Here is a 24,297-nt window from a genome sequence, read left to right as displayed (position 1 = left end):
GATGAAGCTGCCGCCCGGGGCCCGTCGCACGTGCCTGGCACTGGCGTCCGCACTCGCCGCGCTCTGCGTGGGCTGTGCCCCACCGGCTGCGCATGCCGGTGAGCCGTCCACCGGCGGTTGGACCGTCGAGTGGACCGACGACTTCGACGGCAGAGCCGGAAATGCGCCGGACACCGAAGACTGGATCATCGACGTCGGCACCGGATACCCAGGCGGTCCGCCCCAGTGGGGAACCGGCGAAGTCCAGAGGTATACGACCGACCCCGCCAACCTGAGCCAGGACGGCCGGGGCAACCTGCGCATCACACCGCTGCGGGACAGCGCCGGACGATGGACTTCCGGCCGCATCGAGACGCGCCGCAGTGACTTTCGGCCGGCGGACGGCACGAAGCTGCGCATTCAGGCCCGCATCCGGCTCCCTGCAATCACCGGCGCCACGGCCGCGGGGTACTGGCCGGCCTTCTGGACCCTGGGCGGGCCTTTCCGTACCGGCGAGGGGGTATCACCCACCGTCGGCGAGTTCGACGTGATGGAGAACGCCAACGGCGCCAACCGGGTCTGGGGCGCGATGCATTGCGGGACGAGCACGGGCGGCCCCTGCAACGAGAGCACGGGCCTCAGCGCCAACACCACCTGCCCCGACTCGGACTGCACCGGCCGCTTCCACACCTACACCGTCGAGTGGGACCGCAGCGCCGAGCCGGAGCGGGTGAGCTGGTACGTCGACGGCAGGCGCTACCACTCCGTCAGCTCGGCACAGATGGACGAGGCCACCTGGGACGCCGCCACGGGCCACGGGCACTTCATCCTCCTCAACGTGGCCGTCGGCGGAGGCTTCCCCAAAGCCGTCGCCGGGCACAGCACGCCCATCCCGGGGACGCGCCCCGGCAGTCCCATGCTCGTCGACTACGTCACGGTCCTGACCACAGGGACCCCGTGACGCGGGATCCCCTGCGCTGCCGGAGCGCTGAGCAGGTGCGGGCGGGTGACGCTGCATGGCGTCACACACATCTCCCGTTCCTGACAGGCTCGTTGGCGTTGCATTAGGTTTGAGTCGTCACGCCTGCAACAGGGCAAACGGGAGGGGGATGCCGTGAGTGATCTTGCGCCGGAGTTGAAGTTCACTGCTGAGGGCATGATCCGCGGGTCGATGGGGCTGCTCGATTCCATGCGTGGGGCCCGGGACACCACAATCGCCCTTTTTCACGAACTGGCTCGCCAGCATGGCATGGCCGGGGACGACGATGCCGGTCGAGCGTTCGCAAAGGTTTACCGTGCCGCGGCCGCTACAACGCTCGACAAGACAGGCTTCAGTGCCTACGTGTTGGGTGAGACATCTCGGGGCCTGATGCGCAATGCGCGTGAGTTCATGGCCGAGGAAAGCCGCCGCGTAGCCGCATTCCTGGGAAGACAGCAGGACATGACCGCCGGCATGGGCCGCCCCGACGAAGGTTGCTCGGAGAATTTCCTCGGGCGGGGGCAGGAGCTGCCGGAGGTGGTCGGCGAGACCGCCTGGTACGACCAGTACGCCCCGGTGGGCAGGAGCGACCGATTCCGCGGATCTCCGGAGAAGATCCGCGACGTGGCCAAGACATGGCGGCACGCGGGAAAGCTGATGCAGCGTTTCCTCGAGGATGCCCAGACCTGCGCACTGACCGCGAGCAATGCCCATTCCGGTGAGGCGGCGGACTCATTCCAGACGTACTTCAAGTACTGCGTGGGCTTCACCTGCCCGCCGGCAAAGGCTCAGGCAGACGAGCCACTGGTAACCAACCTGGTTGCCGCTTGCAATCAATTAGCCAAAGCCTGTGAATGCTATGCCGATCACGTGGACGCCGCGAAGGAAAAAATCCAGCAGCACCAAGCCGATCTTTTCGCGGTCGACATGCCTTGGGACAGCCCCTTGTTCGGCAACAACGGCTACGACGGTGGGCTACTTGACGCGGTCCTCGGCGATCCGTGGATACGGGATCTCGGCGAGATCGCTCATGCTCTCGACACCGCAGAGGGGCGCATCAAACTCCCGCAGCCGGAGGGCGGCGACTCGGGATTCCCGCTGCTGCCCCTCATACCGATCCCAGTGCCAGTTCCGGTGCCGCTCGTGCCCGCGTCGTACCGCGGCCGCGCGCCGGCAGTCCTCCCGCTGGGCAACCCGTACGACCCTGCCCTCACCAGGGACCCGATACCGCCCGAGCCCGGGAGCACACGTATCCTCACCGCATCGGAGCAGGCCTCCTTCCGCGCGTGGGCCAATGGTCTGCCGCCCGGAGGCTTCGCAGGCGGCGGAGGGCCCACCAGCCCGGACAACGCCTACCAACTGCGCGTGGCCGGATATCCGGAACGCGAAGTGCCCCTCCCCGCCGCATCCACGGGTCGCAGCGGACGCGGACTCATGGTCGACGGCGTACGGCCGATCGACGGCTACGCAATCGAAGCCAAGCATGTGCGTGAGCCGGATTGCAAAAAAACCTTCCGCAGCCTCACCGAGGTCGACAAGACCCTGGCTACTCCACCAAAGACCGACGCCCAGGGGAAGCTGCGTTTCGACCCTCGCATCGACGGTATGTACGGGTCGGACGAGCGCGAACTCGTCCGCTACCGTGCAGCAATGTCAGACCCTCGCAACAGGGAGCTGCGCGGTCTGGAAATCGTCACGAACGACACAGACTCCGCCGGCTACTGGCAGAGCATGATGGCCATGAACGGCGTCAATGGCACCGCACGCTATGTGCCGTGACACAGGAGATGAAGGCATGACTGACTACCGTGACATCCGCACCACGTTCATCCTTCACCCACCGGTTGACGACGCAGCCTCCTGGCACATGACAGTCGACGGGTTCGTTCAGGCGCTCACCCGGTCGTTCCCTGACGCCTTTACGAAGTTCCGCACCAGCCACCTACGAGGAAACGATGTGGTCGACTTCGAGGTCGAAGTCGGGCCGGGCATCTGGATCGAGGGAACGGCGCAGACTCCCGTACCGGAGTGCGGGGTCATCACGTTGGCCTTGGCGAGTGCCACGGAGGCGGCGCGGTTCGCGACGTGGGTACGAGATGACCTCATTCCGTCACCCGGCATCCTGCGGTTCAGCACCGAACCGGCGATGCAGGCCGGCAGTCAGGACGAATGGACGGTCCCCGCCGCCGGAGATGAGGAGGCAATGACAGTCGTCTTCCTTGAACACCTCGCAGCGTTCGGCTGAGCGGCCGGTCGGCTCGCTTCAGAACCGTGTGCCTATGCCGCCACTGCGACCTACGAGACCGTACGGGTGATGACGCGGCCCGACGGCAGGCTTCGCGGGTCCGGGCGAGGTAGCCGTGGGTTTCCAGCTCGCGCAGGGCGGCGGCAATGCGGACCTCACCTTCGGGGAAGCGGTCCGCGAGGGCCTTCATCGAGACCTTCGCTCCGGCGGGCAGCGACTGGATGTGCGCGGCACGCCCGATGGCAGTGAGCGGCATCCGGCACATCAACCGGGTCGTGAGAACCATGATGCGGTCAGAGCGGCACAGGAGAGTCGATCTCGGCCCATACGGTCTTGCAGGGCGCAGGCCCGACCACGGTCCCCCACCTGTCGGCGTACGCCTCGACCAGCAGCAGCCCGCGGCCCGACTCGCCGTCGGGGAGCGGGCCTTCAGGCGCCTGGGGCAGCAGGTCGGCGCGGGTGTCGGTGACTTCGATGCACACCGTCCCCGTTTCCGTCAGACGGACGGTGAGGCGGAAGTCCCGCCCGACCACCCGCCCGTGCAGCGCGGCGTTCGCGGCGAGCTCGGCGACGATCTGCCCGGCGGCCTCGTACGGCTGCCCCCAGTCGATGAGGTGCTGCACCGTCAGCCGACGGGCGAGCCGCGCGCCCCGGCGGGTGGGCGAGAGCAGCACGGTGAAGTGGCGTACAGATGTCGCAGTTCGGGTGATTTCTTGGTTCACATCACTCAGCGTGGCCATCCGCACCTACTCTGAACAGCAACGACGTCGGTACGCAGCGTTACTGTCCGGGCGGAGTCAGGGCCGGTCCGGGCAGTGCGGATGCGCGGAGGAGGGCGGCATGGACGACGGTGCGGAGCAGCAGAGTTGGGACGACGAGAGCGGGGCCGTGCTCAGGGCGGTTGGCCGTCAACTGAAGGCGTGGCGGGAGGCGGCGGGGCTCAGGCAGGCGGAGCTGGGGACGGCCATCGGGTACAGCGAGGAGCAGGTCTCGTCGGTGGAACGCGGACGGCGCGTCCCGAAGGACGTGTACTTGCAGAGGGCTGACGACGTCCTGGGAGCGGGCGGCAAGATCACCGCGATGCAGAGGGATGTGGAGGAGGCCAGGTATCCGAAGAAGATCAGGGACCTGGCGAAGGTGGAGTCCGAGGCGGTCGAGCTCGGCGCGTTCAACAGCGGGGTGATCCACGGGCTGTTGCAGACCGAGGACTACGCGCGAGCGTTGTTCCGCATGAGACGGCCTCTGTACACAGAGGACGTCATTGAACGCGAAACAGGTGCCCGGATGGCACGCCAGGACATCATCGACAAGACGCAAGCCCTGCCTGTCTTCAGCTTCGTTCAGGACGAGGTGACGCTGCGTCGGCCGGTCGGCGGCAGAATGGTGCAGCGACGGCAGCTCGAACGGCTGTTGGAGGTCGGGCAGTTCCGGAACGTCGAGATCCAGGTGATGCCGACCGACCGCGAGGAACATGCTGGTCTGACTGGCGGGTTCCGGATCTTCAAGCTCCGAAGCGGTGTGACGCTGGGATATGCGGAGGTGCTGCACTTCACGCGCCTGATCTCCGAGCCGAGGGAGGTGCAGTTCCTCGAGATGCAGTATGGAAGCATCCGAGCGCAGGCTCTCACGCCACGAGAGTCGCTGGCCCTCATCGAGAAAGTGCGGGGAGAGACATGAGCATCGAGCCCAAGCTCGACTGGTGCAAGAGCAGCTACAGCAGCCCCGAGCCCGACTCCGACTGCGTGGAAGTGGCGTGGTTCAAGAGCAGCTACAGCACCGGCGAAGCCGGCTCCGACTGCGTCGAGGTCGCCGGCACCCCCAGCGCCATCCGCGTCCGCGACTCCAAGAACACGCGCGGCCCGCAGCTCGCTTTCGCCCCTCGGGCATGGGCAGACTTCGTGACGCACGCAGCCAACCGCTGACCGCCAGGAGGCACCGGCATGGACTGGACGCTCGAAGTGATCGTGGTCCCCGTCTCGGACGTGGACCGGGCCCGAGACTTCTACCGTGACAAGCTCGGCTTCAAGCTCGACGTCGACAGACAGGTCACCGAAGACATGCGCATCGTCCAGCTGACGCCTCCCGGCTCCGGGTGCTCGATCGTCATCGGTGAGGGCATCGGAGGCCCGGAGGGCGGCCCGGAGCCGGGCTCCTACGCCGGGCTTCAGCTCGTCGTCGCGGACATCAAGGCTGCCCACGCCGAGCTCGTCGAGCGCGGCGTGGAGGTCTCGGACCCGGTCGAGATCGCGCCGAGCGACGGCGGGACCTTTATGCACTTCAAGGACCCGGACGGCAACGCCTGGGCGGTGCAGGAGTATCGAGTACGCGCCACGAAGCCGCTGCACGAGGTGCTGCGCCCCAGCGCCGATTAGACCCTGTTCGGGCAGCACGCGCTACGGTTCCTGCCATGCCTCGATCAACTGAAGCCGGACGCCTGCCCGTCACCGCGGACGACGTCGACCAGGCCGTCCAGCTCGCCGTCGCCGCACTCCGAGAGGCGCCCCCGGCGGCCTGGGACGGCAAGGCCGGCTCGCTGGAGTGGGACTGCTGGGAGACCGTCGAGCACCTCAGCGACGACCTTTTCGTGTACGCAGCCCAACTCGGCCCCAGGACACCGCCGTTGGACGGCCATGTGCCCTTCGTATGGGAAGGCCGACGGCCCGGCGGGCCCGGGAACGCCATCCACGCGGACCGTGCGGCGGGGGTCACCGGACTGCTGCAGCTACTGGAGGCGAGCGGCGCGCTGCTGGTCGCCATGGTGCGTACGACACCGGCGACGGTCCGCGCGTACCACAGTTACGGGGTGTCGGACCCGGAAGGTTTCGCGGCGATGGGGGTCGTGGAGACCCTTGTGCACACCCACGATCTGGCCGAGGGACTCGGGCTCGCCTGGGACCCGCCGGCCGATCTGTGCTCGCGGGTGCTGACCCGGCTGTTCCCGGACGCCCCGGAGGACTCCGCTTCCTGGCCCACCCTCTTGTGGGCCACGGGGCGCGCCGAACTGCCCGGACACCCGCGCCTGACCACATGGCGCTGGAACGGCGCACCGCGGCCCTAGACAGCGGCGGCCGGGGACGCAGCACGGTCAGGGCTGGGGGCGGTCCTCGCGGCCCGTGCCGAACTCGTCCTTGAGCTTGTCCTGGCCGGTGTCGACCTGGCCGCTGTACTTGCCCTGGGTCTTGTCGTCGACGGCATCGCCCGACTTGTCGATGCCCTTGTCGGCCTGCGACTCGTGGCCCTTCATCATTTGCTTGAGCTTGTCCATCATGGACATGGAGTCATCCTCCTTGCGGCATGGGCCCCCACCCCTCCAGGGTCACCGCACACCGCATGGTTCGCATCCTCAGCCAATGAGGACATGATCTGTCCTAGTTGCCGCCTACCTTCGTTGTCACGCATCCGCTGGAGCGAACGAAGGGACAGGACCATGTTGCGAGGACTCGCCACCGTCAGTTTCTGGGCAGCCGATCTGGCCGCGGCAAAGAGCTGGTACACCGAGCTGCTGGGCATCGAGCCGTACTTCGAACGCCCCGGGTACGTCGAGTTCCGCATCGGCGACTACCAGCACGAGCTGGGCCTGATCGACGCCGCCTACGCCCCCGCCGGCGTCCCGGACGTGCCGGGAGGGGCCGTCATGTACTGGCACGTCGACGATCTCAACGCGACCTTCGAGACCCTGCTCGCCAAGGGCGCGAAGGAGTACCAGGCCCCCACGGTCCGCGGCGAGGGCTTCGTGACCGCGTCCGTGATCGACCCCTTCGGGAACATCCTCGGTGTCATGTCCAACGCGCATTACCTGGACGTCCTGGGACAGCGCTGAGCGATCTCACGGCTCAGGGCCGACGGTCATCGACCGTCGGCCCTGAGTGGGTACAGCTGATCCCGCTTACAGCACCGGCAGGTTCCTGCGGAGCTCGACCGGTATCAGCCGCCCAGCCCGTCGGCGGCCTTCTTGATGTCCGCCGCGAAGGTGCTCACCTCGGTGTAGACACCGGGCTTGCCCGGGCGCGCGCAGCCCTCGCCCCAGCTGACTATGCCGACCTGGATCCAGGCACCCGCTTCGTCCTTGCGGAACATGGGGCCGCCGGAGTCGCCCTGGCAGGTGTCGACGCCGCCGGTGTCCAGGATCCCGGCGCACAGCTCATCGGCGGGGGTCAGCTGGTCGCCGTACGCCTTCTGGCAGGTGGCGTCGTCGATGGACGGGACCTTGGCCTTGAGCAGGTAGCGCTGCTGGTCGCCGCCTTCCTTGTCCGCGCCCCAGCCGGCGATGTCGAAATCGCCGGTGTTGAGCTTGTCGTCCCCGGCGATCGGCAGGGTCGGCAGATCGATCGGCTTCTCGAGCTTGATCAGCGCCCAGTCCTTGCCCTTGCCGTTGTAGCCGGGCGCCTGGAGGACCTCGGTGGACTTCGCGCTTATCGCGTTGGAGTCCTCCAGGTCGACGACGCCCGCCGTCGCGGTGATGCCGGTGTTGGGGCCGCTGCCGTCGACGCAGTGGGCGGCGGTCAGAACGATGTCCTTGGCGTACAGCGCGCCGCCACAGCCCATGGACAACCGGACCATGAACGGGAATTCACCCTGATCGGCCTTGGTCCCGCCGACAACCGTCGCGCCTACTTCGCCGCGTGAGGACGGCGGGGTGGCGGCGTTGGCCGCGCCGGGCTGGAGGCTGAAGGCCGCGAGGGCGACGGCACCGATCGCGGTGGTCGTCCTGAGGTGCTTCAGGTAGCTGTTCAACGGACTTCCTCTCGTGGGGGGTACGCCTCGATGACGAGCTCATGCCAACCACGGGAACCGGAAGTCACCACCGCATGAAGTGCGTTGGAAAAACGGCAGCACGCCGCAAGGCGTCCGAACCCAGTGGGGGATGAGTCCGCAAAGCGCCCTGCGATTATGTGGAACAAGCGACCGCGGTGGCAAGGGTGCGCGATGCCTCAACTACCGCTGAAAATAAGGCCCGTTGGGTTCATACCGCCGATTCCAACCGCTAATGCCGCCTGCCGTTACACGAGTGATACGAAATCTCCGGAAGGCTGTGTCATTGGCGCCATCGCCAGCGGTGAGAGTGCGGAATCCAGCCGGTTTCTGACGTGAACCCGGGAAGTCGGCACAGCCGCAGGGCCACCCAAGAAGGCCCGCCACCGCGCGGGCGGAGGTCCCATCACACCGACGCGAAGGACGCAGAATAGGCGCGGTCGGGGCACAGCGTGATCGCCGCTCTCCGCGCGAGCAGACGCGTCCGGATCTCGCCCCCATCTCCGCCGAGGCGGGTTGGCCGCACGGCCTCCGTCACTCTTCACCGAGGGTGAGGCCGGCGTAGGAGGCCAGGCTGGCTGCGGTCGGGAATGCTGTGCCGCCGCCGATCGTGACCAGGAGAATGACGCAGGTCCTGACGCCGATGCCGGGCATCGAGGTCAGGACCTGGGAAAGAGGGTGGGCCTCCAGCAGTTTAGGGCTCCTCGGTGGCGGGGCCTTCTTCGGTCGCCCCCATCCTGGCCTTGATCAGCGGAGTGATGATCAGGTCGTATACGAGGACGCCGGCGACTCCGCCGATGAGCGGGCCGACGATGGGGATCCACCAGTAGTGACTGAACCATTGGAAGGTCCCGGGGAGAGCAATTGAACCCCAGCCTTCGAAGTAGGTGAACAACCTGGGGCCGAAGTCACGTGCGGGGTTGATCGCGTACCCGGCGTTGGTGCCGAAAGTCAGACCGATCGCCACGACCACCAGGCCGATGAGGAACGGGCCGAGATTGGACATCGGAGCCAAATTGCGCGTGTCGATGAGTGCACAGATCAGCAGGAGCAGGATTCCGGTCCCCACGATCTGGTCGAGCAAGGGGCCCCACCATGAATCGCCGAAGTATTCGGCGGGGAACGTGGCGAAGATCGAGTATGTGCCAAGAGATTTGTCTCGAGGGACTCCCGTCTTGGCGTTGGACGCGTCGATCGCCCACCTGTAGGTGGCGTAGACGAGCGCGGCGGCGACGAAGGCGCCCACGACCTGCGCCAGCCAGTAGGGCAGGACCTTCCGCCAGGGGAAATCCTTTCGAACCGCGAAGGCGAGAGTCACCGCGGGGTTGAGATGGGCGCCGCTGATTCCGCCGGCCACGTATACGCCGAAAACCACGGCGAGGCCCCAACCCCACGCGATGATAAGCCAGTTGGCGGCACCGAAGTCCACGGTTTGTCGTCCTGAGCCGGGTAGACCGACGACTGCGACAGCCACCGACCCGATGCCCAGCAAAAGCAGAACGAAGGTTCCCAGGAATTCGGCAAGCATCTCACCGCCGGTACCTTCTCGATAACCGCGTCGATGCACAGTTCCTTCAGCCATCGGCTCTCTCCTCCGTCGGTATGGAACAGACCTACCCTCTCCTTACAGAAACGTAGACGGAGGGAAGCGCATTGGAGTGAACCTGCTGGCGAGACCCCGGAATGTTCCCCCCAATGGAGCACTATTGGGGTTCGTCTTCAAAGATCGTCAGGCGGGCTGTGTGGGGCGATATCAGGTTGTCCGGTCGGCCTCGCCCGCACGGCCGTGGAAGCATGTATGAGGGCGGGCACCGTTTCCGGGGCGGACGGCCCGCAGACGGCCCAGGACGGATAAGACAGGCGCGGGGCCTGCGGTCGTCAACCGCAGGCCCCGATTGCCGTTAGGCGGAAATGTGGCTCTGACCTGTGCTTACAGCACTGGGAGGTTCTTGCGGAGCTCGAACGCCGTGACCTCGCTCCGGTACTCCTCCCACTCCTGCTTCTTGTTCCGCAGGAAGAAGTCGAAGACATGCTCGCCGAGCGTCTCCGCCACCAGCTCGCTCCGCTCCATCAGCGTGATCGCCTCGCCCAGGTTCTGCGGCAGCGGCTCGATCCCCATCGCCCGGCGCTCCGCGTCCGACAGCGCCCACACGTCGTCGTCCGCGCCCGCCGGGAGTTCGTAGCCCTCCTCGATGCCCTTGAGGCCCGCGGCGAGCAGCACCGCGTACGTCAGATACGGGTTCGCACCGGAGTCGATGGAGCGGACCTCGACGCGGGCGGAGCCCGTCTTGCCCGGCTTGTACATCGGGACGCGGATCAGCGCCGAGCGGTTGTTGTGGCCCCAGCAGATGTACGAAGGGGCCTCGCCGCCCGCTCCCGCGCTGCGGGCCGAGCCGCCCCAGATGCGCTTGTAGGAGTTGACCCACTGGTTGGTGACGGCCGAGATCTCCGCGGCGTGCTTGAGCAGGCCCGCGATGAAGGAGCGGCCCACCTTGGAGAGCTGGTACTCGGCGCCCGACTCGTAGAAGGCGTTCCGGTCTCCCTCGAAGAGGGAGAGGTGGGTGTGCATGCCGGAGCCGGGGTACTCGCTGAACGGCTTCGGCATGAAGGTCGCCTGGACGCCCTGCTCCAGCGCGACCTGCTTCATGACCAGGCGGAACGTCATGACGTTGTCGGCGGTGGAGAGCGCGTCCGCGTACCGCAGGTCGATCTCCTGCTGGCCCGGCGCGCCCTCGTGGTGGCTGAACTCCACCGAGATGCCCATGGATTCGAGCATGGTGATCGCCTGGCGGCGGAAGTCCATGCCGACGTTCTGGGGGGTGTGGTCGAAGTATCCGGAATTGTCCGCGGGCACCGGCCGGGAGCCGTCCAGCGGCTTGTCCTTCAGGAGGAAGAACTCGATCTCGGGGTGGGTGTAGAAGGTGAAGCCCAGGTCCGAGGTCCTGGCGAGGATCCGCTTGAGTACGAAGCGCGGGTCCGCGAAGGAGGGAGAGCCGTCGGGCATCAGGATGTCGCAGAACATCCGCGCCGTACCGGGGGCCTCCGCGCGCCACGGAATGATCTGGAAGGTGCTCGGATCCGGCTTGGCGATCATGTCGGACTCGTAGACCCGCGCGAAGCCCTCGATCGCGGAGCCGTCGAAGCCGATGCCCTCGTCAAATGCCTGCTCAAGCTCGGCGGGGGCCACCGCGACCGACTTCAGGAAGCCGAGCACGTCGGTGAACCACAGGCGCACAAAGCGGATGTCGCGCTCCTCGAGCGTACGGAGCACGAATTCCTGCTGCTTATCCATTTCCACCCATCCTTGCTGGTCAAGCCGCCTGCTCCGCACGAGCATGCCACCCCAGGGTTTCAGGCGCGTTGCGTGCCGCGCCAAGGGCCGCAGTACCGGCTGAGCCCCATTGTGGGTCAGGGCCCACGCCGAGACGACCCCGAGGCCCCCCTGATCTCGTGCGTAACCACTTCTCCTGCCGCTTCGACGGCTGTTTTCGCGGCCCATATGAGGTGCCGGACGCGCCCGCACACTACGATCTGCGGCCATGGGGGGTTCCCGGCTCAACCACATCGCGCGCACTGCGCGTCCCATGGCACTGCTGAGTGCCGTGGCGACGCTCCTCGGCGCGCTCGTCATCTGTCTGAGCCCGACCGCCCCTCACCACGCCTCCGCGCCCCAGAGCGTCACGACCGAGGTCAGCTGTCCGTACGACGACGGCGCCTGCGGCCTGGTGCCGCTGGTCAAGGCCGCCGTGCTCACCGCGCCGCCGCTGGACGCCCCGCTCGAGGCCGGGGCCCAGCCCCCGCACCTCGGCCCGCCGCCGTTCACCGGCCGGCTGCCCCACTCGGAAGCGCTGCCACGCGCACCCGGCCTTCACGTCCTTCAAGTGCTGCGGACATAGCCACACAGCAGTCCCGCCACCCCAGCTCCTTGATCACACAGACCTGACTTCACGAAGGACGACAACCATCATGGCTTCCCGCAACAACGACCGCCGGGCCCGAATAGAGCAGATGCGCCGCGCCGAGCAGAGCCGCGAGCGCCGCAGCCGCATCATCACCATCGCCGTCAGCGGTGTGGTCGTGGCCGGTCTCGTCGGCTTCGGCGTGTACGCACTCAACAAGGAGTCGGAGAAGAAGGAGCAGAAGGTCGCCGAGGCCAAGGCTCCGGTCATCGGCGAGAAGTCCTGGGAGGCGAAGAAGCTCGGCCGCAAGCATGTCGACAAGGCGGTCACCTACCCGATGAAGCCTCCGGTCGGCGGAGACCACAACCAGGTGTGGATGAACTGCAACGGCGACGTCTACAAGGAGCCGATCCCCGACATGAACGCCGTGCACTCGCTGGAGCACGGCGCGGTCTGGGTGACGTACAACGCCAAGGCGCCGGCCGCCGATGTGACCAAGCTGAGCGCCAAGGTCAAGGAGACCCCGTACACGCTGATGAGCCCGGTCAAGGACCAGGCCGGAGTGATCATGCTGAGCGCCTGGGGCAAGCAGCTCAGCGTCGACCGCGCCGACGACCCGCGCGTGAGCAAGTTCCTCACCAAGTACGTGCAGGGCCCGCAGACCCCTGAGCCGGGCGCGGCGTGCACCAACGGGCTGGGCGGCAAGTGATCCGCATGAACCGTACGCAGTGGGCGGCGATCACGGCAGTCGTGCTCGCGCTCCTCTTCGCCGGGGCCGCCACGGTGGCCTCGGCGGGCGGTGGTGACTCCACTCCTGAGTCCACCTCCCGTACGCCGTCGGCGGATTCGGCGGACGCGGGCTTCGCGCGCGACATGGCGGTCCACCATCAGCAGGCGGTGGAGATGTCCTTCATCGTCCGGGACCGCACGCAGGACGACGAGGTGCGCAGGCTGGCGTACGACATCGCCAACACGCAGGCCAATCAGCGCGGCATGATGCTGGGCTGGCTGGATCTGTGGGGGCTGCCCAAGCTGTCGGCGGACAGCGAGCCGATGGCCTGGATGATGCCGGGCATGAAGGGCCACGACGGCCACATGGGGCATCAGGCCGAGGACGGTGCCCTGATGCCGGGCATGGCGACCAGGACGGACCTGGACCGGCTCGGCAGGGCGAGCGGCAAGCAGGCCGAGATCGAGTATCTCCAGCTGATGATCAACCACCACAACGGCGGGATATCGATGGCCGAGGGCTGTGTGAAGCTCTGCACCGTCGGTCCCGAGCGGAAGCTGGCCGAGGGCATGGTGGCCGCACAGCGCTCGGAGGTCGAGCTGATGGTGGACCTGCTGCACAAGCGGGGCGCCGAGGTCCGTACCTCCTAGGGCGCGTTCAGGGCGCGTTTCAGCAGGAGCGCCGTCCGCCCCGGTCACCCGCGAGGTGACCCGGGGCGGGCGGAAGGCCGCGCCGGACGTGCCACGTCAGGGGCTGTTTTTCACCCGTTCGGCCTACAGCGGTCGCGTACGCCGAACGGCCCAATCACGATGGGTTCGCTCGGGGACGTCATCTGCTGAGGAAGGACGACCCCATGACCACCGCCAGAGACATCATGCACCCGGGGGCCCAGTGGATCCCCGCGCACGAGACCATCGACCGGGCGGCGCTGCTGATGCGCGAGCTGAACGTGGGCGCCCTGCCGATCGCCGGGGTCGAGGGACGGCTCTGCGGCATCCTCACCGACCGCGACATCGTGGTCGGCTGTGTGGCGATGGGTCACGACCCCTCGCAGGTCACCGCGGGCGACATGGCCAGGGGCACCCCGCGCTGGGTCGACGCCGACTCGGACGTGGACGAGGTGTTGCAGGAGATGCAGGGCCACCAGATCCGCAGGCTGCCCGTGATCGAGCACAAGCGGCTGGTGGGGATGATCAGCGAGGCCGATCTCGCGCAGCATCTGACGGGGGACCAGATCGCGGCCTGGGTCGGCCAGGTGTACGCGCAGCAGATCTGACCCTGCCGACCCCCTCGCCGCTCCCCTCACCTATCGCGTCATCCCCCAGCACCGCCCGGGCCACCGCGTCCGGGCGGTCCAGCATCATCAGGTGGCCCGACGGGGCGACCGCCTCGAAACGGGCGCCGAGCAGCCCTGCCAGCGCGCGCTGCCGCTGTGCCCAGCGCGGCCCGCCCGCGCTCGCGGCCAGCACGGTGACGGGGACGTGCGGCAGCGGGTGGCGCTCGCGCAGGTCGAGGAGTTCGGCAGCAACCGCGCGGTAGTGGGTGTTCTCCAGAAGGGCGCCCTGCATCACCCGGGAGGTGGCGTAGCAGCGGCGTACGAGAGCGAGGGGTGCCGGGTCCCCGCCGCCGGTACGGGAGAGACGAACCGTCGTACGGCGGGTGAGCGGCCCCAGGGCGGCGGGCGCTCCGGCGGCCGAGAGCGCGGCGCCGAGCGCCCGGGCGGCGGCGGTACGCAGGGCGGGCGCGGCAGGCACGCGCGCGTGCTCCTCGACACTGGAATCGACGAGGACGGCGGCGGCCGTACGGGTGGGATGCAGGCGGGCGAAGGCCTCGACGTGGAACCCGGCGATCGAGTGCCCGACGACGGTGGCGGGGCCGTGCAGGCCGAGCGCGTCCAGGACGCCCGCGATGCGGTGTGCCTCCCCGGCGGCCGACGGCGGCACGCCGGCCGGGCCGCTCAGCCCGTGCCCCGGGCGGTCGAAGCGGACGACGGTGCGGTGCGGGGCGAGCAGGGGCACGACGGGGTCCCAGTCGAACCAGCTCATCGCGAGCCCGGCGCTCAGGACGCAGACGGGTCCGCTGCCCTCGACGACCACATGGTGCGGTACGCCTCCCACCCGTACGAATGTCACTTCGCGCCACCTTTCCCCTCCCGCGCCACAGACAGCGCGAGCACCACAGATCAGCCTGCCACGAACAGACGTCCGGAGCCGCTGCGGGCCCCGGCACCAGAGATGGCCGCGACCGCCCGGACGGCAGCGATGGCGTGGCCCGCATGTCGATGCATACCGGGTGGGGGTAAGCTGCCGCTCATGGTGATCGGTCGGCGCGCGCGGTTCGGACAGCTGCTGCTGTTCATTGCGCTGGTCTTCGGTATCGCCACGATGCACACGGTGGGACACCCGGCGCCGGGGCACGGTGGCGGTACCGCGGAGCACTCGATGTCCACCTCGACGTCCTCCGCCTGGACAGCGCACGCGATGTCCGTCTCGACAGCGCACGCGAAGTCCGCCTCGACAGCGCACGCGAAGTCCGCCTCGACAGCGCACGCGAAGTCCGTCTCGACAGGGCACATCGCGCCTCCAGGGCAGCAACAGACCGCCGATCCCGCGGGACTGGCGCACACCGGACCGGAGTTGCCCGGCACGGGCATGGACCCGATGGCCGTGTGCCTCGCCGTGCTCGACACGTTCACCCTCGTCCTGCTCGCCGGAGGACTGCTCCGGCCCGGACCCGTCACCGCCCTCGTGCCCTGCGACGCCCGGATACTCCGCGCACTGTGGCCCGACCCGCCGCCGCGCAGGGCGCTCCTCGCCAGGCTGTCGGTGCTGCGGATCTAGAAGAGGGCCCCGCTGCCTGGGAACCTCCGCGCTTCGAGCGGTGTACCAGAAGCAGCAGAAGCGCCCATCTGCACGCATCACCACCACCACGAGGTGTCTTCAGTCATGCGCACTCACCACACGCGCCGCGCCGTGCTCGGCGCCGCAATCGCCGCCGCCGGCACGGGAGTTCTGGCCGCCTGTTCCGAATCGACGAGCTCGGGCGGCCACGGCTCGATGAACCACGGCAGCGCCGGGGAGGCTGCCCCGAAGGGCTATGTCGAACCCAACGGCCCGGAGGTCCTCGCCGCCGAACGCAAGCGCGGCTCGGGTCCCGTCCGTAAGGTGAAGCTCACCGCCACCGCCACTCAGCTGGACCTGGGCGGCGGCCGCACGGTCAAGTCCTGGGCGTTCGGCGACCGGCTGCCCGGCCGGGAGGTCCGCGTCACCGCGGGTGACACGCTCGCGCTCACCCTCGCCAACAACCTGCCGCAGGCCACATCGCTGCACTGGCACGGCCTGGCCCTGCGCAACGACATGGACGGCGTCCCCCACCTCACCCAGAACGCCATCAACGCCGGCGCCTCCTTCGACTACCGCTTCACGGTGCCGCACCCCGGGACGTACTGGTTCCACCCGCACTCGGGCGTCCAACTGGACCGCGGTCTGTACGCCCCACTGATCGTGGACGACCCCAAAGAGCCCCTGAAGTACGACAAGGAGTGGATCGTCGTCCTGGACGACTGGCTCGACGGGATCGACGGCGCCACGCCGGACGCGGTGCTGGCGCACCTGACCCACGGCAGGGGCGGTGTGCACTCGGCCGAGGACATGGCGTCCCCGATGGCGACGGCCGAGCACATGCCGTCCCCGACGGCGACGACCGAGGGCCCGTCCATGATGATGATGGGCGCGACCAGCCCGCAGCTCGGCGGCGATGCCGGCGACATCAGGTACCCGCTCTACCTGGTCAACGGGCGCGCGGCCAGCGCCCCCTCGTCGTTCAGCGCCAAGCCGGGCGACCGCATCCGGCTGCGCATCATCAATGCCGCCGCGGAGACGGCGTTCCGGATCGCGCTCGGCGGCCATGAGCTGACAGTGACGCACACGGACGGCTTCCCCGTCCGGCACGCCAAGACCGACGCGCTGCTCCTGGGCATGGGCGAGCGGTACGACGTGCTGGTCACGGCGGGCGACGGCGTCTTCCCGCTGACGGCGATCGCCGAGGGCAAGCGGGCGGTGGCGATGGCGCTGCTCCGCACGGGCGGCGGGGCGGCCCCGGCCTCCTCCGCACGCCCGAAGGAGCTCTCCGGCCGACTGCTCACCGCGGACCGGCTGCGCGCGGCGGAGTCCGTCGCCCTTCCCGCACGGAAGCCGGACCGCACGATCAAGCTGCGTCTGACGGGCAGCATGGCGCAGTACAACTGGGCCTTCGACGGCAAGCCCTACACCCACGATCAGCGCCATCCGGTCCGGGCGGGCGAACGGGTCCGGCTGGTCTTCACCAACGGCACGAGGATGTGGCATCCGATCCATCTGCACGGCCACACCTACGCCCTGGCGAATGTCCAGAACGGCCCGCGCAAGGACACTTCGATCGTGCTGCCGAACGACACGCTGACGGTGGACTTCGACGCGGACAACCCCGGCCTGTGGATGCTCCACTGCCACAACGTCTACCACTCCGAGTCCGGAATGATGACGGTGCTGGGTTACCAAAAGTAGCCGGATTACCCGGAGGAGCAGTGTGGGGCGCCCGGCCCGCCGTACGGGGGCCTGCCGTACGGAGTCCTGCCGTGCGGAGTGGGGCGCCCCACACCCCTCCCCCAGGACATCGCGTCAGAAAGACGATTACACTGGGCCATGTGCCTCAACTACGCCTTGCTCTGAATCAGATCGACTCGACGGTCGGCGATCTCGCCGGCAATGCCGAGTCGATCGTGCACTGGACCCGGCACTCCGCCGAGCAGGGGGCGCATCTCGTCGCCTTCCCGGAGATGGTGCTGACCGGCTACCCCGTCGAGGATCTGGCCCTGCGCTCTTCCTTCGTCGAGGCTTCACGGGCCGCCCTGCAGGCGCTCGCCGCGCGTCTCGCCGACGAGGGTTACGGGGAGATCCCCGTGATCGTCGGCTATCTCGACCGCTCCGAGCGTGCGCAGCCCCGCTACGGTCAGCCCGCCGGAGCACCGCAGAACGCCGCCGCGGTACTGCACCGCGGCGAGGTGGTGCTGAGCTTCGCCAAGCACCACCTGCCCAACTACGGCGTGTTCGACGAGTTCCGCTACTTCGTGCCGGGCGACACCATGCCGGTGATCCGCGTGCACGGCATCGACGTGGCACTCGCGATCTGCGAGGACCTCTGGCAGGACGGCGGCCGCGTCCCTGCCACCCGCTCCGCCGGGGCCGGGCTGCTGATCTCCGTCAACGCCTCGCCGTACGAGCAGAACAAGGACGACACCCGCCTGGAGCTGGTACGCAAGCGCGCCCAAGAGGCCGGCTGCACCACCGCGTATCTGGCGATGATCGGCGGGCAGGACGAGCTGGTCTTCGACGGCGACTCGATCGTCGTCGACGCGGCCGGTGAAGTCGTCGCGCGCGCCCCGCAGTTCGCGGAGGGCAGCGTCGTCCTGGATCTGGAGCTGCCCGCGGCCTCGGCCGAGCCGCCGACGGGCGTCGTCGACGACGGACTGCGCATCGAGCGGGTCGTCATCTCCGAGGAGCCGCTGGACGCGTACGAGGCGGAGCTGGCCGGCGGCTATGCCGAGCGGCTCGACGACGACGAGGAGGTGTACTCCGCGCTGGTCGTCGGCCTGCGCGCATACGCCGCCAAGAACGGCTTCCGCTCCGTGCTGATCGGGCTCTCCGGCGGCATCGACTCCGCGCTCGTCGCGGCGATCGCCTGCGATGCGCTCGGAGCGCAGAACGTGTACGGCGTCTCCATGCCGTCGAAGTACTCCTCCGATCACTCCAAGGGCGACGCCGCCGAGCTGGCCCGCCGTACCGGGCTCAACTTCCGCACCGTGTCGATCGAGCCGATGTTCGACGCGTACATGGGTGCGCTCGGTCTGACCGGTCTCGCCGAGGAGAACCTCCAGTCGCGGCTGCGCGGCACGACGCTGATGGCCATCTCCAACCAGGAGGGCCACATCGTGCTCGCGCCGGGCAACAAGTCCGAGCTGGCGGTGGGGTATTCGACGCTGTACGGCGACTCGGTCGGCGCGTACGGGCCGATCAAGGACGTCTACAAGACGACCGTCTTCCGGCTCGCCCAGTGGCGCAACCGCGCCGCCGAGGAGCGCGGACAGGTCCCGCCGATCCCTGAGGCCTCCATCACCAAGCCGCCGAGCGCGGAACTGCGCCCCGGCCAGGTCGACACCGACTCACTGCCGGACTACGACGTACTGGACCGGATCCTCGCGCTGTACGTGGACCGGGACCAGGGCAAGGACGCGATCGTCGCGGCCGGCTTCGACGAGGAGCTGGTGGCCAGGACGCTGCGGATGGTGGACACGGCGGAGTACAAGCGGCGTCAGTACCCGCCGGGCACCAAGATCTCGGCGAAGGGCTTCGGCAAGGACCGCCGCCTCCCGATCACGAACCGCTGGCGGGAGACGACGAGCTGATCCGGCGCTCCTCGGTACGGGGGCTTCCCGCGGCGACAACGCGGGAGGCCCCCGTCGTCGTCTCCGGGCCGCCGCGGTCGAGGAGGCCGGCGACCGCGGCGATCGCCAGGCCGACGACCGCCAGCACCGCGCCGACCAGCGTCGGGGACATCCAGCCCCAGCCCGCCGCGATGGCCGCGCCGCCGAGCCAGGCGCCGCCCGCATTGGCCAGGTTGAAGGCCGAGTGGTTGGAGGCGGAGGCCAGCGTCGGGGCGTCCTGCGCCTTCTGCATGACCAGCATCTGGAGCGGCGTGGTGGTCATGAAGCCGACCGCGCCGAGGACGACGACCGTGGCCAGAGCGGCGGCCTGGTGGTGCGCGGTGAAGCGGAAGGCCACCAGCACCAGCGCAAGGGCGGTGAGCGACCCGTACAGCGTGGGGCGCAGCGCCCGGTCGGTCAGCGGTCCCGCGGCAAGCGCACCGAGCGTCATGCCGATGCCGAACAGCGCGAGGACGAGAGTGACGGAGGACTCGCCGAAGCCCATCACCTCGGTCGTCATCGAGGCGAGGTAGGAGTACACCGCGAAGACGCCGGCGAAGCCGAAGACCGCGGTGAGCAGGCCGAGCAGCACCTGACGGCTGCCGAGGGCGCGCAGCTCGCGGCGCACGCTCTGGTGCGCGTCGAGGGGCACATACGGAACGAGCCGGGCGAGTGCTGCCATGGCGACCAGGCCGATCACCGTGACCACCAGGAAGGTGGCGCGCCAGCCGAGGTGCTGGCCGAGCAGGGTCGCGGCGGGTACGCCGACGATATTGGCGACGGTGAGCCCGAGGAACATCGTGGCGACCGCGCGCGCCTGCCGCCCGTCGGCAACGAGCCGCGCCGCGACGACCGCGCCGACACCGAAGAACGCGCCGTGCGGCAGCCCGGCGAGGACGCGGCCGGCGATCAGCCAGCCGAAGCCGGGGGCGAGGGCGGAGGCGAGGTTGCCGACGGTGAACAGAGCCATCAGGAGCACGAGCATCCGCTTGCGGGGGATGCGGGAGCCGAGGGCGGTGAGCAGAGGTGCGCCGACGACGACGCCGATCGCGTATGCGGAGACGAGGTGGCCGGCGGTGGGGACGGAGGTGTTGAGGTCGTCCGCGACGTTGGGCAGGAGGCCCATCATCACGAACTCCGTTGTACCGATGCCGAACGACGCTATGGCGAGCGCGAGTAGCGCCAGGGGCATGGGAGAGCCTTTCCGAGTTAGTTCTCCTACGAAACAAAGGCTCTCATGGGGATTGTTCCCACGGATGAACGGGTGGTTGCCGTCACATAACTGGGGCTCTGCCTACGCTTCAATCACCGTCGAACTTGATTTGCCCCGGCCGCGCCGCTGGGGCACGCGTCCCGTCAGGGCTTCACGCGCGCCGCGATCGGCAAATGGTCGCTGTCCGTCCGCGGCAGCGTCCACGACGAGACCGGCTCCAGGCCCTTCACCAGGATCTGGTCGATGCGCGCCATCGGGAACGACGCCGGCCAGCTGAAGCCGAAGCCGTCGCCCGCCGCGCCCTGCGTGGACCGCATCTGCGAGGTGATGGACTTCAGCGAGCGGTCGTTCATCGTGCCGTTGAGGTCGCCGAGCAGCACGACCTTGGCACCCCGCTCGTGGGCGATCGCCTCGCCCAGCGCGACCGCGCTGTTGTCGCGCTGGTTGGCCGTGAAGCCCGCGTGGAGCTTGACGCGTACGGACGGCATATGGGCGACGTACACCGCGACAGCGCCCATGGGCGTCTGCACGGTGGAGCGCATGGCGCGCGTCCAGCCGAGCCGGGTGTCCACCGGAGCGGTGTCGCTCATCGGGTACTTGCTCCACAGCCCGACCGTGCCCTGCACCGAGTGGTACTTGTAGGTGCCGGCCAGAGCCTGTTCGTACGCGGAGACCTTGCCGAGCGGAAGCTCCTGCAGCGCGAGCACGTCCGCGCCCGATGCGGCGACCTCCTTGGCCGTGCCCGCGGGATCGGGGTTGTCGGCGTTGACGTTGTGTGTGGCGAGCGTCAGATCGCCGCCGCTCGCCGACTTGTCGGTGACCAGGCCGCCGAAGAGGTTGAGCCAGACGACGGTAGGGAGCAGCAGGGCGATCAGCGCGGTGGCCGAGCGCCGCCAGATCGCGAGGGCGAGGATCACCGGGACGAACACGCCGAGCCACGGCAGGAAGGTCTCGGCGAGGCTGCCGAGGTTGCCGATCCGGTTGGGGATCTGGGCGTGCAGGATCATCAACAGGGCGATCAGCACGGCGAAGCACGCGAGGGCGATGCCGCGTCGCCAGATCCGGTTGTCGCCGCGCCAGCGCCGGAACAGGCCCCGGGCCGGGGTTCCGGTGCGCCGGTCCTCCGGATTGCCGTTCCCCGTCTCCGTCTTGTACGCCTGCGCCATAAAGCTGTCCTCACTGCCTTGCCGTCACACCTCGCCGTCGACACTAGGCGATGGCGGGCGTTTTACCGCCGTCGCCGGACGGCCGTTACTGCCTCGATGACGACAAGGCGGAGGACGGAGTTCCTGGTAACGGCCCAGGTGGGGACGTTGTGACAGAACGCGCACACTTCGGGCGGGCCGCGACGGGCGAGTTGATGGCCCCTCAGCGTGGCGGGCGTACGCCCTGGAGTACGGCGTCGACGATGCGTTCCGCGCTGCCCACCTCGGGTGTGCCTCCCGGGCGCAGCACGGTCCGTACGAGCATCGGGCCGACGAAGAGGTCGCCGAGCAGATCGAAGTCGATGTCGGCGCGGATCTCGCCGCTCGCGATGCCGCGCCGCAGCACTTCGTCCATTCGCTCGCGGCGGGGGACGACGGAGGTGTGGTGGTACATGTCCCAGAGCTGGGGATAGCTCTGCATCTGCGCGAAGACGTTGTGCAGGAGGGCGGAGGAGCGTTTGGCGAGGCCGCGGCGGCGGAGCATCTCGACCATCGCCACGAGGTCGTCGCGGACGGAGGTGCCGGGCAGCGGGGGGTCGACGGGTTCCATGGAACGTACGACGTCGACGAAAAGGGCCTCTTTGCCCTCCCAGCGGCGGTAAATGGTGGCCTTGCCGACCCCGGCGGTGCGGGCGATGCGCTCGATGGACAACTCGGACAGCGGCACACCCTCTTCGAGGAGCCGCACGACGGCCTCGACGATGGCCCGCTCGACGGCCTCGCTACGGGGCCGGCCGCGCCGCCCCGCGGGCCCTGACGCACCGGACGAGGCGGGACGTGCGCCGGAGGCGCCGTCGCGCGCGCTTCGCGCCGCGGGGCCCTGGGCAGGGGCCACGGACGAGGCAGCACCCTGGCGGGCGCGCCGAGCCTTTGCCGGTGCCGGAGCGGACGACGCGCCCGTGGCCGGGGCAGGCCCCGCCCCGCGGGAGGCCGAAACCTGGGCAGGCCGCCCGACGGGTGCCGGGCCGCCCCCGGATGCCGGGCCGGCCGGAGCCGCGGCCCCCGGGTTGTCGTGGTGGTGCCTCAGCCGCACGTCCGCTCCGTCTCTCGCCGTCTCATCCGCCGCCGTCATCGCCGTCAGCTCCGTCAGCTCCGTCAATTCTCGCTGACCGACCTCGTGTCATGATCAGGCCCGGCACTCTCCCTCTCCGACCCGAGCTCGATCTCGGGCTCGGGCTCGGCCGCCGGTGCCCTCTTCGGGCGGCCGCCCGGCAGGAAGAGCAGGACCACGACCACACCGATCAGCGCCACGCCCGCCGACACCAGCGCGGTCAGATGCATCGCGTCCAGGAAAGCCTCGTGCGCAGGCGCGACCAGCTCCTTGCCCGCCTGACCGAGCTTCTGCGCGTAACCGAGCGTCGTCTCGATCGACTCCCCCGCGGCCTCCCGGGCCCCACTCGGCAGCACCTCGAGATGCCCCTCGATCCCGCTCCGGTACCGCGTGGAGAGCAACGAGCCGAGCACCGCGACACCCAGTGCCCCGCCCACCTGCCGGAACGTGTTGTTGACCGCGGAACCGGACCCCGCCTTCTCGCGCGGCAGCGCCTGCATGACCGAGACCGTCACCGGCGGCATGATGTGCGCCATTCCCGCGCCCTGCACGAAGAAGACCACTTCGAGCACCCACAGTGGCGTGTCCGCGTCGAACAGCGCGAACGCCGAAAGACCCACCGCGACCAGCAGCATTCCCGCCGTGCAGACCGCCCGCGCCCCGAAGCGCTCGACGACCAGCCGGGCGCGCGGCGCGAAGATCATCTGCGCCACGGCCAACGGCAGGATCAGCAGTCCGGCGTCCAGCGCGCTGTACCCGCGCACGCTCTGCAGATAGAACGCGGAGAAGAACGTCACGCCCATCAGCGCGAAGAAGACCAGCGCGATCGCGGCGACGGCCGCCGAGAAGGCCGGCTTCTTGAAGTACGAGATGTCGATCGCCGGATGGTCGCTGCGCTTCTCGTGCAGTACGAAGACGGCCAGCACCACAAGCCCGCCGAGCAGCGGAAGCAGCGAGGACGGCGCCAGGAAGTCCGCGAGCTCGCCGCCGCGGATGATTCCGTACACCAGCAGGACCAGGCCGATGACCGACAGCACCACGCCCACGGGGTCGATACGCCCGGGGTTCGGGTCCTTGGAGTCGGGCACCAGCACCACCATGGTGATCACCGCGATGATCACGATCGGCACGTTGACCAGGAAGATCGAGCCCCACCAGAAGTGCTCGAGGAGCAGTCCGCCGGCGATCGGGCCGATCGCGATGCCCAGCCCGACGCTGCCCGCCCAGATGCCGATCGCCTTCGGCTGCTCCTCGCGCTCGAAGACGTACATCAGCACGGCGAGCGTCGCCGGCATCACAAACGCCGCGCCGAAGCCCATCACCGCGCGGTACGCGATGAGTTCGCCGGGCGAGCCGGAGAACGCCGCGAGGGCCGAGCCCATGCCGAAGACGAGGATGCCGAACAGCATCACCTTCTTGCGGCCCATGCGGTCGCCCAGCAGTCCCGCCGTGAAGAGCAGTCCGGCGAAGACGAGCGTGTAGGAGTTGATCGACCACTCCAGCTCGCTCTGCGTCGCGCCGACTCCTACGGGCGCGGGACTGGCGATCGTCTTGACCGCCACGTTCAGGATCGAGTTGTCGAGCACGACGATGAGCAGGCTGAACATCAGGACGCCGAGGATGGCCCAGCGGCGGCGGTGGACGGCCTCGGGTATGCGGGGAACGGCAGCTGCGCCGGATGGAGTCGACATGATCCCCAGACTAGCCATATTTCGATACGAGACCGTCTCGTATAGAAACACTTTACCGAAGAAACGGGTCCTCTTCCTTCCGGACGGCACTAG

25 protein-coding genes and 2 pseudogenes are annotated in these 24,297 nt (G+C 68.7%); 15 read left to right on the top strand and 12 right to left on the bottom strand.

The window, feature by feature from the left end; translation table 11 throughout:
• Position 1: 1 nt before the first annotated feature.
• The 3 genes from OG729_RS28405 (at position 2) to OG729_RS28395 (ending at position 3,203) form a co-directional block, all read left to right on the top strand.
• Positions 2-940: a glycoside hydrolase family 16 protein gene (locus OG729_RS28405; protein ID WP_405808682.1), complete on the top strand. Its 939-nt coding sequence runs from the start codon at positions 2-4 to the stop codon at positions 938-940.
• Between the two features lie 153 nt (positions 941-1,093).
• Positions 1,094-2,737 (top strand): restriction endonuclease fold toxin-2 domain-containing protein, encoded by a 1,644-nt coding sequence (locus OG729_RS28400; protein WP_405808680.1) that lies wholly within the window; start codon positions 1,094-1,096, stop codon positions 2,735-2,737.
• 16 nt (positions 2,738-2,753) lie between these two features.
• A complete protein-coding gene (locus OG729_RS28395) occupies positions 2,754-3,203 on the top strand; it encodes a hypothetical protein (RefSeq protein ID WP_405808679.1) in 450 nt (149 codons plus the stop codon).
• Positions 3,204-3,256: 53 nt separating this feature from the next.
• Here the strand turns inward: OG729_RS28395 and OG729_RS28390 are convergent.
• Positions 3,257-3,489: pseudogene (locus tag OG729_RS28390) on the bottom strand (hypothetical protein); the annotation flags it as partial.
• Positions 3,490-3,496: 7 nt separating this feature from the next.
• The gene (locus OG729_RS28385; RefSeq protein ID WP_405808677.1) at positions 3,497-3,943 is read right to left on the bottom strand and encodes an ATP-binding protein; all 447 of its coding nucleotides are present in this window, start codon (positions 3,941-3,943) and stop codon (positions 3,497-3,499) included.
• A 100-nt stretch (positions 3,944-4,043) separates the two neighbouring features.
• Between OG729_RS28385 and OG729_RS28380 the strand changes: the two genes are divergently transcribed.
• Genes OG729_RS28380 through OG729_RS28365 form a run of 4 tightly spaced genes read left to right on the top strand, consistent with a single transcriptional unit; the run spans position 4,044 to position 6,261 of the window.
• Positions 4,044-4,880 carry a helix-turn-helix domain-containing protein gene (locus OG729_RS28380; RefSeq protein ID WP_405808675.1) on the top strand — a complete coding sequence of 279 codons (837 nt, stop codon included), beginning with the start codon at positions 4,044-4,046 and terminating at the stop codon, positions 4,878-4,880.
• A complete protein-coding gene (locus tag OG729_RS28375; RefSeq protein WP_405808674.1) occupies positions 4,877-5,125 on the top strand; it encodes a DUF397 domain-containing protein in 249 nt (82 codons plus the stop codon). Before OG729_RS28380 ends, OG729_RS28375 begins: the two co-directional genes overlap by 4 nt.
• 18 nt (positions 5,126-5,143) lie before the next feature.
• Complete coding sequence (locus OG729_RS28370; RefSeq protein ID WP_405808673.1) at positions 5,144-5,575, top strand: VOC family protein; 432 nt, start codon at positions 5,144-5,146, stop codon at positions 5,573-5,575.
• Between the two features lie 35 nt (positions 5,576-5,610).
• Entirely contained in the window at positions 5,611-6,261 is a 651-nt protein-coding gene (locus OG729_RS28365; RefSeq protein ID WP_405808671.1) for a hypothetical protein, read from the top strand.
• Between the two features lie 27 nt (positions 6,262-6,288).
• Here OG729_RS28365 and OG729_RS28360 read toward each other — a convergent pair whose 3' ends face one another.
• A complete protein-coding gene (locus tag OG729_RS28360; RefSeq protein WP_360877120.1) occupies positions 6,289-6,477 on the bottom strand; it encodes an antitoxin in 189 nt (62 codons plus the stop codon).
• 153 nt (positions 6,478-6,630) lie between these two features.
• Between OG729_RS28360 and OG729_RS28355 the strand changes: the two genes are divergently transcribed.
• A complete protein-coding gene (locus tag OG729_RS28355; RefSeq protein ID WP_405808669.1) occupies positions 6,631-7,023 on the top strand; it encodes a VOC family protein in 393 nt (130 codons plus the stop codon).
• A 104-nt stretch (positions 7,024-7,127) separates the two neighbouring features.
• On the opposite strand, the gene OG729_RS28350 is transcribed toward OG729_RS28355, so the two are convergent.
• The 4 genes and pseudogenes from OG729_RS28350 to glnA all read right to left on the bottom strand — a co-directional run bounded on the left by OG729_RS28350 (position 7,128) and on the right by glnA (position 11,247).
• A complete protein-coding gene (locus OG729_RS28350) occupies positions 7,128-7,937 on the bottom strand; it encodes a S1 family peptidase (RefSeq protein WP_405808667.1) in 810 nt (269 codons plus the stop codon).
• A 570-nt stretch (positions 7,938-8,507) separates the two neighbouring features.
• Positions 8,508-8,648 (bottom strand): annotated as a pseudogene (locus OG729_RS28345) (transposase); the annotation flags it as partial.
• Between the two features lies 1 nt (position 8,649).
• Positions 8,650-9,537, bottom strand: coding sequence for an MIP/aquaporin family protein (locus tag OG729_RS28340; RefSeq protein WP_405808665.1), 888 nt, complete (start codon positions 9,535-9,537; stop codon positions 8,650-8,652).
• 348 nt (positions 9,538-9,885) lie between these two features.
• Positions 9,886-11,247: a type I glutamate--ammonia ligase gene (gene glnA / locus OG729_RS28335; RefSeq protein ID WP_360877114.1), complete on the bottom strand. Its 1,362-nt coding sequence runs from the start codon at positions 11,245-11,247 to the stop codon at positions 9,886-9,888.
• Positions 11,248-11,539: 292 nt separating this feature from the next.
• On the opposite strand from glnA, the gene OG729_RS28330 reads away from it, so the two are divergent.
• From OG729_RS28330 to OG729_RS28315, 4 genes are all read left to right on the top strand, one after another.
• Positions 11,540-11,851, top strand: coding sequence for a hypothetical protein (locus OG729_RS28330; protein ID WP_405808663.1), 312 nt, complete (start codon positions 11,540-11,542; stop codon positions 11,849-11,851).
• A 70-nt stretch (positions 11,852-11,921) separates the two neighbouring features.
• A complete protein-coding gene (locus OG729_RS28325; RefSeq protein WP_360877108.1) occupies positions 11,922-12,563 on the top strand; it encodes a DUF3105 domain-containing protein in 642 nt (213 codons plus the stop codon).
• Between the two features lie 5 nt (positions 12,564-12,568).
• A complete protein-coding gene (locus OG729_RS28320; protein ID WP_360877105.1) occupies positions 12,569-13,234 on the top strand; it encodes a DUF305 domain-containing protein in 666 nt (221 codons plus the stop codon).
• Between the two features lie 203 nt (positions 13,235-13,437).
• On the top strand, positions 13,438-13,860 hold the full coding sequence (locus tag OG729_RS28315; RefSeq protein ID WP_360877102.1) for a CBS domain-containing protein: 423 nt from the start codon (positions 13,438-13,440) through the stop codon (positions 13,858-13,860).
• On the opposite strand, the gene OG729_RS28310 is transcribed toward OG729_RS28315, so the two are convergent.
• Positions 13,778-14,716 (bottom strand): alpha/beta fold hydrolase, encoded by a 939-nt coding sequence (locus tag OG729_RS28310; protein ID WP_405808661.1) that lies wholly within the window; start codon positions 14,714-14,716, stop codon positions 13,778-13,780. The two genes, OG729_RS28315 and OG729_RS28310, sit on opposite strands and share 83 nt — an antisense overlap.
• A gap of 180 nt (positions 14,717-14,896) precedes the next feature.
• Between OG729_RS28310 and OG729_RS28305 the strand changes: the two genes are divergently transcribed.
• The 3 genes from OG729_RS28305 to OG729_RS28295 all read left to right on the top strand — a co-directional run bounded on the left by OG729_RS28305 (position 14,897) and on the right by OG729_RS28295 (position 19,026).
• Positions 14,897-15,424, top strand: a complete 528-nt coding sequence (locus tag OG729_RS28305; protein WP_405808660.1) for a hypothetical protein — start codon at positions 14,897-14,899, stop codon at positions 15,422-15,424.
• Between the two features lie 105 nt (positions 15,425-15,529).
• The gene (locus OG729_RS28300; protein WP_405808658.1) at positions 15,530-17,128 is read left to right on the top strand and encodes a multicopper oxidase family protein; all 1,599 of its coding nucleotides are present in this window, start codon (positions 15,530-15,532) and stop codon (positions 17,126-17,128) included.
• A gap of 140 nt (positions 17,129-17,268) precedes the next feature.
• The gene (locus OG729_RS28295; protein ID WP_405808656.1) at positions 17,269-19,026 is read left to right on the top strand and encodes an NAD+ synthase; all 1,758 of its coding nucleotides are present in this window, start codon (positions 17,269-17,271) and stop codon (positions 19,024-19,026) included.
• On the opposite strand, the gene OG729_RS28290 is transcribed toward OG729_RS28295, so the two are convergent.
• The 4 genes from OG729_RS28290 to OG729_RS28275 form a co-directional block, all read right to left on the bottom strand.
• Positions 18,995-20,236, bottom strand: a complete 1,242-nt coding sequence (locus OG729_RS28290) for an MFS transporter (RefSeq protein WP_405808655.1) — start codon at positions 20,234-20,236, stop codon at positions 18,995-18,997. The genes OG729_RS28295 and OG729_RS28290 overlap by 32 nt on opposite strands.
• A gap of 164 nt (positions 20,237-20,400) precedes the next feature.
• Positions 20,401-21,423 carry an endonuclease/exonuclease/phosphatase family protein gene (locus tag OG729_RS28285; protein WP_405808653.1) on the bottom strand — a complete coding sequence of 341 codons (1,023 nt, stop codon included), beginning with the start codon at positions 21,421-21,423 and terminating at the stop codon, positions 20,401-20,403.
• A 202-nt stretch (positions 21,424-21,625) separates the two neighbouring features.
• A complete protein-coding gene (locus OG729_RS28280) occupies positions 21,626-22,297 on the bottom strand; it encodes a TetR/AcrR family transcriptional regulator (RefSeq protein ID WP_405808652.1) in 672 nt (223 codons plus the stop codon).
• Between the two features lie 260 nt (positions 22,298-22,557).
• Complete coding sequence (locus tag OG729_RS28275; protein ID WP_405808650.1) at positions 22,558-24,204, bottom strand: MFS transporter; 1,647 nt, start codon at positions 24,202-24,204, stop codon at positions 22,558-22,560.
• Between the last annotated feature and the right edge of the window lie 93 nt (positions 24,205-24,297).

The sequence above is a fragment of the Streptomyces sp. NBC_00210 genome (assembly GCF_045160975.1).
In the GTDB taxonomy this organism is placed as follows: Bacteria; Actinomycetota; Actinomycetes; order Streptomycetales; family Streptomycetaceae; genus Streptomyces.
This window is presented reverse-complemented; position numbering and strand designations above follow the sequence as displayed.

What these genes read in the sequence shown, in the direction of transcription:
- OG729_RS28405 (WP_405808682.1), top strand. Translation starts at nt 2, where the DNA reads ATGAAGCTGCCGCCCGGGGCCCGTCGCACGTGCCTGGCACTGGCGTCC.
- OG729_RS28395 (WP_405808679.1), top strand. Translation starts at nt 2,754, where the DNA reads ATGACTGACTACCGTGACATCCGCACCACGTTCATCCTTCACCCACCG.
- OG729_RS28385 (WP_405808677.1), bottom strand. Translation starts at nt 3,943, where the DNA reads ATGGCCACGCTGAGTGATGTGAACCAAGAAATCACCCGAACTGCGACA.
- OG729_RS28380 (WP_405808675.1), top strand. Translation starts at nt 4,044, where the DNA reads ATGGACGACGGTGCGGAGCAGCAGAGTTGGGACGACGAGAGCGGGGCC.
- OG729_RS28375 (WP_405808674.1), top strand. Translation starts at nt 4,877, where the DNA reads ATGAGCATCGAGCCCAAGCTCGACTGGTGCAAGAGCAGCTACAGCAGC.
- OG729_RS28370 (WP_405808673.1), top strand. Translation starts at nt 5,144, where the DNA reads ATGGACTGGACGCTCGAAGTGATCGTGGTCCCCGTCTCGGACGTGGAC.
- OG729_RS28365 (WP_405808671.1), top strand. Translation starts at nt 5,611, where the DNA reads ATGCCTCGATCAACTGAAGCCGGACGCCTGCCCGTCACCGCGGACGAC.
- OG729_RS28360 (WP_360877120.1), bottom strand. Translation starts at nt 6,477, where the DNA reads ATGTCCATGATGGACAAGCTCAAGCAAATGATGAAGGGCCACGAGTCG.
- OG729_RS28355 (WP_405808669.1), top strand. Translation starts at nt 6,631, where the DNA reads ATGTTGCGAGGACTCGCCACCGTCAGTTTCTGGGCAGCCGATCTGGCC.
- OG729_RS28340 (WP_405808665.1), bottom strand. Translation starts at nt 9,537, where the DNA reads ATGGCTGAAGGAACTGTGCATCGACGCGGTTATCGAGAAGGTACCGGC.
- glnA (WP_360877114.1), bottom strand. Translation starts at nt 11,247, where the DNA reads ATGGATAAGCAGCAGGAATTCGTGCTCCGTACGCTCGAGGAGCGCGAC.
- OG729_RS28330 (WP_405808663.1), top strand. Translation starts at nt 11,540, where the DNA reads ATGGCACTGCTGAGTGCCGTGGCGACGCTCCTCGGCGCGCTCGTCATC.
- OG729_RS28325 (WP_360877108.1), top strand. Translation starts at nt 11,922, where the DNA reads ATGGCTTCCCGCAACAACGACCGCCGGGCCCGAATAGAGCAGATGCGC.
- OG729_RS28320 (WP_360877105.1), top strand. Translation starts at nt 12,569, where the DNA reads ATGAACCGTACGCAGTGGGCGGCGATCACGGCAGTCGTGCTCGCGCTC.
- OG729_RS28315 (WP_360877102.1), top strand. Translation starts at nt 13,438, where the DNA reads ATGACCACCGCCAGAGACATCATGCACCCGGGGGCCCAGTGGATCCCC.
- OG729_RS28305 (WP_405808660.1), top strand. Translation starts at nt 14,897, where the DNA reads ATGGTGATCGGTCGGCGCGCGCGGTTCGGACAGCTGCTGCTGTTCATT.
- OG729_RS28300 (WP_405808658.1), top strand. Translation starts at nt 15,530, where the DNA reads ATGCGCACTCACCACACGCGCCGCGCCGTGCTCGGCGCCGCAATCGCC.
- OG729_RS28290 (WP_405808655.1), bottom strand. Translation starts at nt 20,236, where the DNA reads ATGCCCCTGGCGCTACTCGCGCTCGCCATAGCGTCGTTCGGCATCGGT.
- OG729_RS28285 (WP_405808653.1), bottom strand. Translation starts at nt 21,423, where the DNA reads ATGGCGCAGGCGTACAAGACGGAGACGGGGAACGGCAATCCGGAGGAC.
- OG729_RS28275 (WP_405808650.1), bottom strand. Translation starts at nt 24,204, where the DNA reads ATGTCGACTCCATCCGGCGCAGCTGCCGTTCCCCGCATACCCGAGGCC.